Origin of the sequence: Serratia sp. BFP-2025 (assembly GCF_050880365.1) — a bacterium.
Taxonomy (GTDB): domain Bacteria; phylum Pseudomonadota; class Gammaproteobacteria; order Enterobacterales; family Enterobacteriaceae; genus Serratia; species Serratia surfactantfaciens.
Map to the genome: position 1 here is coordinate 3218746 of NZ_JBPAFV010000001.1, position 6687 is coordinate 3225432.

The following is a 6687-nucleotide window of genomic DNA, read 5'->3' on the forward strand; positions in this document are numbered from 1 at the left end:
TTGTAAAACTAATAGGAAGAGTCTACCAGAGATGCTCAAACAGGTAGAAATTTTCACCGACGGCTCCTGCCTTGGCAACCCCGGCCCCGGTGGCTACGGCGCGATATTACGCTATAAGCAGACGGAAAAAACCTTCAGCGAGGGTTTTCGTCTGACCACCAATAACCGCATGGAAATGATGGCGGCGATCGTGGCGCTGGAAGCGCTGACCGTGCCTTGCGCCGTGACGCTCAGCACCGACAGCCAGTATGTGCGCCAGGGCATCACCAGCTGGATCCATAACTGGAAAAAGCGCGGCTGGAAAACCGCCGACAAAAAGCCGGTCAAGAATGTCGATCTGTGGCAGCGCCTGGATCTGGCCATTCAACGCCACGACGTGAAATGGGAATGGGTCAAGGGCCACGCCGGCCACCCGGAGAACGAACGTTGCGACGTGTTGGCGCGCGAAGCGGCCGGTAAGCCGACGCAGGAAGATGTCGGTTACCAACCGGAAGCCTAAGGCAGCTTGCGATAGCTCTTGGTCGCGCCCACCGCGCGGCTGAGAGACGGTTTTCTCGCCCCCAGTTTCATCGGCGTGGGCGTCAACGGCAGGGTGCGCTTGCGCGCCACAATCACGCTCATACAGCCCAACGCCGGCAAATGGGTGCATAAAAATTTGCCGCCCTTGCGGTGCCACGGCAGCACGTGAAAACGCGCCTGGTACAACACCTCGTAATTCAGCAGGCTAAGCCAGTCCAGCAGTCGCATTTGGGTAAACATGCGGCTGACATAGGGCTGGCGATGGCGTAATCCGGGCACCAACTTGCCCAGTCCCAACAGGCTGAACGGGTTGAAACTGCTGATCACCAGCCAGCCGTCGTCGATCAACACCCTGTCCACTTCACGCAGCATGCGGTGCGGATCGTCCGCGTAGGACAACGTGTGCGCCAGCAGGCAGGCATCCACCGACTTGGCGGCAAACGGCAGTTGATAGGCATCGGCGATCACCTGCAGCCCTTCCCCCTCCAGCCCGACGTTGACCTGGTGGGAAATCGCGCATTTGTCCGTGGCCAGCTCGGCGCTAAGCATCCCCATCTTCAGCAGATGAAAACCAAACAGCTTCGGCCACCAGGGTTGCAACTGCCGTTCGAGCGCTTCACGATAGTACTCCCCCCACGGCAGCTCAGCCCAGGACTTCGGGCCGGTAAGCTTTTGTAGAGTATGGGCTGGTTTCATGATTTATTATCTTCTTTCAAGCCGTTGCCAACGAGAGGTACACCATGAATCTTATCAGCATTCCCGCCTTCCAGGACAATTACATTTGGTTATTGGATGACCGGCAGGGGCACTGCGTTATTGTCGATCCGGGTGAGGCGCGGCCAGTGCTCGAGGCGCTGCAGCGCCTGCAGCTGGCACCTTCGGCGATCCTGTTGACCCACCACCACCACGATCACGTCGGCGGCGTGGCCCAAATCGTAGCGCAATACCCGGATCTTGCGGTCTACGGACCGCAGGAAACCGCGGATAAAGGCGCTAACCACATCGTCCGTGACGGCGACACCTTTAACATCGATGGCCGTCAGTACCGGACCATCGCCGTTCCCGGCCATACGCTGGGCCACGTAGCATTCTATAGCGCCCCTTATCTGTTCTGCGGCGACACAATTTTCTCCGCCGGCTGCGGCAGGCTGTTTGAAGGCACCGCCAAACAAATGTACGACTCATTTCAACAACTCGCGCAACTTCCCGATAACACTTTAATTTGCTGCGCGCATGAATATACTCTTTCAAATCTTAAGTTTGCGCGGGCTATTTTGCCGGAAGATCGAGAGATTGAAACATATCAACAACATGTTGAAGCGTTAAGGGCAAAAGGCCAAGCCAGCGTGCCGACCACGTTGCAATTAGAGCGTAAAATTAACCTGTTTTTACGTTGCCATGACGCTGATTTACAAAAGAAATTAGGCTTTAATTCACCACCGGAAAGCCTTCATTCAGTTTTTTCCGAATTACGCCTGCGGAAAGATAACTTCTAAGCTTTTAGTTGTGTTATTTGGCGAAGCAAAGTATTATTGCTCGTCTTTTAAGCAACTACATTGACACACACATGAAGGCTAAAGCGATATTTCTCGCCTCAGTCTTGCTAGTGGGTTGCCAGTCGTCCAGGCAGGACGCACCGGCGCCAGAACAGCATGCACAGAGTTTGTCTTCGGCTGGTCAAGATGGTGAAGCAGGAGAGTACACAGCAAATGGCCGAGCGAGCTCGGCGCGGTGGCTAGATAACAATAGTCCCGCCGCGCAACAGGACCTGTGGAACTTCATTAGCGACGAGCTGAAGATGGAGGTTCCGGAAAATTCCCGGATCCGTGATCAGAAAAGAAAGTACTTAAAAAGTAAGAGCTATCTCCACGATGTAACATTACGGGCAGAGCCGTACATGTACTGGATAGTCGGGCAGATTAAGAAACGTAATATGCCGATGGAACTGGTACTGCTACCCATAGTGGAGAGCGCTTTTGACCCACACGCCACGTCAAGTGCCAACGCCGCAGGGCTATGGCAAATCGTGCCGCAAACGGGTCGCAATTATGGTTTGAAAAACAATCAGTGGTATGACGGTCGACGTGATGTCGTCGCTTCGACAACCGCTGCGCTTAACATGATGCAACGCTTGAACCGCATGTTTAACGGCGACTGGTTACTGACCGTAGCCGCCTATAACAGTGGTGAAGGCCGCGTGATGCAAGCGGTGAAGGCAAACAAACGTCAGGGTAAGCCAACCAATTTCTGGGCATTGTCGCTTCCGCGTGAAACGTCAATCTATGTCCCGAAAATGCTGGCGCTGAGCGACATCATCAAGAACAGCAAGAAGTACGGCGTGAAACTCCCGAAAACGGATGAAACCCGTGCGCTGGCTCGTATCGATGTTGGGCAGCAGATCCAGCTGACTCAGGCGGCTGAGATGGCAGGGCTTTCGGTCACCAAGATGAAAGCGTATAACCCAGGCTACAAGAAAGGCGTTACGGCACCCAACGGGCCCCATTACATTATGGTTCCCAAAGGTCATGCCGATCAGCTGAAAGACTCGCTGGCCGATGGCCAGATCGCCGTGACTCAGCCAACGACGCAGTTGGCGAAGAACAGCGGTTTGTCCGGCGGCAGTTCGTATAAAGTGCGCTCAGGCGACACCTTATCGGGCATTGCCAAGCGGCTGAACGTTAAGACCAGCGATTTGCAGAGTTGGAACAACTTACGCGCCAAGAGCGCTCTGAAAGTTGGGCAAACCCTGCAAGTGGCCAGCAATACTGGCAGTAACAGCAGTATCACCTATCAGGTTCGTAAAGGTGATTCGCTCGCCAGTATCGCACGTCGTCACGGCGTCGATATTAACGACGTGATGCGTTGGAATTCAACGCTCGCCAAAGGCAACCTGCAACCTGGTCTGAAGCTGACCCTGTTTGTCGGCAACAAGCTCACGCCGGACACCTAAGTTTCCGGCACAAAAAAAGCACCCCTCGGGGTGCTTTTTTATTATCTGCGATTCACCAGACGGGCGAGTCTTTTTCCGGATGAAACTCCACCAACAACGGGTTGTGATCCGACGCGCTGGTCACCAGCACCGAAGCCTCCACGACGCCCAGGTTACGGTAAAACACAAAGTCCAACGGGCGGCCAAAGGCCTTGCGGCGATGATCATCGGTGAAGCTCACCTCACGTAACGCCATCTCGCCGGCAAAGTCATACAGCGCATTGATGCGCTTGCGGCTCCAGGCGTTGAAATCCCCCGCCATGATCACCGGCCCCCGATGGCTGGCGATCTGTTCGCCGATCGGCCCCAGCTGCTTGCTGTAGACGTCGACTCCAAGACTAAAGTTCACCGCATGGATATTCACCACCATCAACAGTTCGCCATTGTACAGCGGATAAACGGTGATCAAGGCCGACTTGGACAACCGCAGCAACGGCTCACGCTCGCGTAACGGGCAACAGTAAACCGGGTGAGCGGCCGCCAGCGTCATCACGCCGGAAGGATGCTGCGGCAAGACAAAGGCCGGCACCTGATCGGCCGCCAGATAGTTGGCGGTCGCATAGCTCACCAGCTCCGGCGTGGTTTGCGCCTCTTGCAACAATACCAACTGTGCGTCTTTGCCATGATTTTTCAGCACCGAAAGCCAGTCGGCTCGCTGCTGCTTGAAGATATTCCATACCATGACGCGCAAGGCGCCGGTCGTCGGCAGCGCCGCCCCAGGCGGCAGCGGCTGGTTAACGGCGCCTGGAAAGATTCGCTCAACTGGCTGACCTGCAACATACCTCATTGCATAAGTTCGTTTCGGCACGCGATTCGCCTATTACCCATTAACATGAAACTGGCGATGAATACTCGCCAACGATGAATTGATTATACGCCTGAGCCATGCGGAGGGCATGGCTTTTACAGGCATAACCTTTTCAGTTATAGGGGCCGCCTGCGGCGATTTCAATCTTCTGACGGTATAGCTGTGTAAAGGTTGGGCATGGAGGATGAAAAATGCGAAAAGGGCCGCAAAACCTGCGCGTAAACGCATGGTGTGTGCCCCAGCGTTTTACAGTCTGTTGTATTCAAGTGAATAGCGGCCCTGCGCCTATCGTGTTTAAATGACAGGATCGCGAATAATCGAAAATAGAGTTTGCCTGCGGAGCAAAAATGAAAGCGAATTCTGATGAACTTATCACTTTCGTCACGGTAGTGGAGAGCGGCAGCTTCAGCCGGGCGGCGGAGCGCCTGGAACAAGCGAACTCCGTGGTCAGCAGAACGGTGAAAAAGCTGGAAAGCAAACTGGGCGTGACGTTGCTCAACCGAACCACGCGCCAAATCAGTCTGACCCAAGAAGGGGAAAATTACTTTCGCCAGGTGCAGAAGGTACTGAACGATATGGCCGCGGCAGAAAATGCGCTATTGGAAAGCCGTCAGCGCCCGCAAGGCCTGCTGCGTGTCGATGCGGCAACACCGGTGGTGCTGCACTTGCTGACACCGTTAGTCGCGGAGTTCCGCGAGCGTTATCCTGAAATGTCGTTATCACTGGTGTCTTCGGAAAACTTTATCAACTTGATCGAGCGAAAAGTGGATATCGCAATCCGCGTCGGCGAACTGACCGATTCCACGCTGAAAGCGCGCAAACTGATGACCAGCTACCGGCATGTGCTCGCCTCCCCCGCCTATCTGGCCCAATACGGCACGCCACAAACGGTGGAAGATCTTGAACATCACTGCTGCATAGGCTTCAACGACCTGCCCAGCCTGAACCGCTGGCCGCTGGCTTGTTCAGACGGCAGCCAGCTGGAAATCACCCCGGGATTGACCACCAACAGCGGAGAGACCCAGCGTCATCTCTGCCTGCATGGCAACGGCATCGCCTGCCTGTCGGACTTTATGAGCGACGAAGATATCAAACGTGGAGATTTAGTCCCGATTCTGGTGGAAGCGACACTGCCGGTCGCTATGCCGATCAACGCGGTGTATTACAGCGACAGCGCCGTCAGCAACCGCCTGCGCAGCTTCATTGATTTTGTGAGCGAATACCTCAAACGATAAAAAGGCGCCCCCGAGGGACGCCTTAAGCTGATGCCGTGAGGAATGATTAATCCCAGTTTGGCGCCAGACCTTCCGGGCTCACCAGACGGCCGTTGCACTCCAGTGCGGCGATCTGCGCCATATCTTCGTCGGTCAGCGTCAGTTGCTGCGCCAACAGGTTGCTCGCCAGGTTTTCACGCTTGGTCGAAGACGGGATCACCGCATAACCCAGCTTCAGCGCCCAGGCCAGGACTACCTGTGCAGGGGTCGCCTTGTGACGTGCGGCGATGCTTTTGATCGTTTCATCCTGCAGCGCTTTGCCGTAGGCCAACGTCATGTAAGAGGTGATGGCGATGCCGTGCTGCTGTGCGAATTCTACCACTTTGCGGTTCTGCAAGAACGGTGACAACTCGATTTGGTTGGTGGCGATTTCATCTGCGCCAATCGCGTCAATCGCTTGCTGCATCAAATCGATGGTGAAGTTAGATACACCGATTTGACGAGTCAGCCCCAGCTTTTTCGCTTCCAACAACTCAGCCATAAATTCGGCAACCGGCACTTCATCGTTTGGCGATGGCCAGTGGATCAGCGTCAGATCGACGTAGGACGTCTGCAGTTTTTTCAGACTTTCTTGCAGGCTTGGGATCAGCGCGCCCTTCGCCAGGTTCGCGATCCAAATCTTGGTGGTGATGAACAGGTCTTCGCGTTTCACGCCGCTGGCAGCGATAGCCTGACCAACAGCCGCTTCGTTTTCATAGATCTGTGCGGTATCGATAGTACGATAACCCAGCTCAAGTGCGGTGCTTACGGAATCGATAACAACCTGATCCTGAAGGCGGAAAGTACCTAAACCAAATGCAGGGATGCTCATAATATTTTCTCTCATTAGCGGGTAGATGCGGTATGCGAAAGATTATGGCAACTTTTTTATTGATCAGAAACGCCTGGTTCGGCATAAGACTTTTGATTTTCCAGCAACAATATGGGGAAATAAGACGGTAAAGGAGAAGGATTTCGGCCTGAAAAGCGCAAAATGCAGATATGAAAAAGCCCTGAGTCAGAGACTCAGGGCTTATCAATTAAGTGGCGGAACGGACGGGGCTCGAACCCGCGACCCCCTGCGTGACAGGCAGGTATTCTAACCAACTGAACTACCG

The 6687-nt window shown here is 54.6% G+C and carries 7 protein-coding genes; 4 read left to right on the plus strand and 3 right to left on the minus strand.

The window, feature by feature from the left end; translation table 11 throughout:
- Positions 1–31: 31 nt before the first annotated feature.
- The gene (rnhA, locus tag ACRAWE_RS15500) at positions 32–499 is read left to right on the plus strand and encodes a ribonuclease HI (RefSeq protein WP_019454335.1); all 468 of its coding nucleotides are present in this window, start codon (positions 32–34) and stop codon (positions 497–499) included.
- On the opposite strand, the gene ACRAWE_RS15505 is transcribed toward rnhA, so the two are convergent.
- Positions 496–1215: a class I SAM-dependent methyltransferase gene (locus ACRAWE_RS15505; protein ID WP_432525553.1), complete on the minus strand. Its 720-nt coding sequence runs from the start codon at positions 1213–1215 to the stop codon at positions 496–498. The two genes, rnhA and ACRAWE_RS15505, sit on opposite strands and share 4 nt — an antisense overlap.
- 44 nt (positions 1216–1259) lie before the next feature.
- On the opposite strand from ACRAWE_RS15505, the gene gloB reads away from it, so the two are divergent.
- Together gloB and mltD are read left to right on the plus strand one after the other, a co-directional pair.
- Positions 1260–2015, plus strand: coding sequence for a hydroxyacylglutathione hydrolase (gloB, locus tag ACRAWE_RS15510; protein ID WP_432525554.1), 756 nt, complete (start codon positions 1260–1262; stop codon positions 2013–2015).
- Positions 2016–2086: 71 nt separating this feature from the next.
- Entirely contained in the window at positions 2087–3469 is a 1383-nt protein-coding gene (gene mltD, locus ACRAWE_RS15515; protein ID WP_139285506.1) for a murein transglycosylase D, read from the plus strand.
- A 52-nt stretch (positions 3470–3521) separates the two neighbouring features.
- On the opposite strand, the gene ACRAWE_RS15520 is transcribed toward mltD, so the two are convergent.
- The gene (locus ACRAWE_RS15520) at positions 3522–4316 is read right to left on the minus strand and encodes an endonuclease/exonuclease/phosphatase family protein (protein ID WP_025160092.1); all 795 of its coding nucleotides are present in this window, start codon (positions 4314–4316) and stop codon (positions 3522–3524) included.
- A gap of 347 nt (positions 4317–4663) precedes the next feature.
- Here ACRAWE_RS15520 and yafC point away from each other — a divergent pair, with 347 nt between their 5' ends.
- The gene (yafC, locus tag ACRAWE_RS15525) at positions 4664–5551 is read left to right on the plus strand and encodes a DNA-binding transcriptional regulator YafC (protein WP_019454339.1); all 888 of its coding nucleotides are present in this window, start codon (positions 4664–4666) and stop codon (positions 5549–5551) included.
- Positions 5552–5597: 46 nt separating this feature from the next.
- Here yafC and dkgB read toward each other — a convergent pair whose 3' ends face one another.
- Positions 5598–6401 carry a 2,5-didehydrogluconate reductase DkgB gene (gene dkgB, locus ACRAWE_RS15530; RefSeq protein ID WP_063918756.1) on the minus strand — a complete coding sequence of 268 codons (804 nt, stop codon included), beginning with the start codon at positions 6399–6401 and terminating at the stop codon, positions 5598–5600.
- Between the last annotated feature and the right edge of the window lie 286 nt (positions 6402–6687).

Bases quoted from the DNA above. Each gene is read 5' to 3' on its own strand.
- rnhA (WP_019454335.1), top strand. From the start codon at position 32: ATGCTCAAACAGGTAGAAATTTTCACCGACGGCTCCTGCCTTGGCAAC.
- dkgB (WP_063918756.1), bottom strand. From the start codon at position 6,401: ATGAGCATCCCTGCATTTGGTTTAGGTACTTTCCGCCTTCAGGATCAG.
- yafC (WP_019454339.1), top strand. From the start codon at position 4,664: ATGAAAGCGAATTCTGATGAACTTATCACTTTCGTCACGGTAGTGGAG.
- gloB (WP_432525554.1), top strand. From the start codon at position 1,260: ATGAATCTTATCAGCATTCCCGCCTTCCAGGACAATTACATTTGGTTA.
- ACRAWE_RS15505 (WP_432525553.1), bottom strand. From the start codon at position 1,215: ATGAAACCAGCCCATACTCTACAAAAGCTTACCGGCCCGAAGTCCTGG.
- mltD (WP_139285506.1), top strand. From the start codon at position 2,087: ATGAAGGCTAAAGCGATATTTCTCGCCTCAGTCTTGCTAGTGGGTTGC.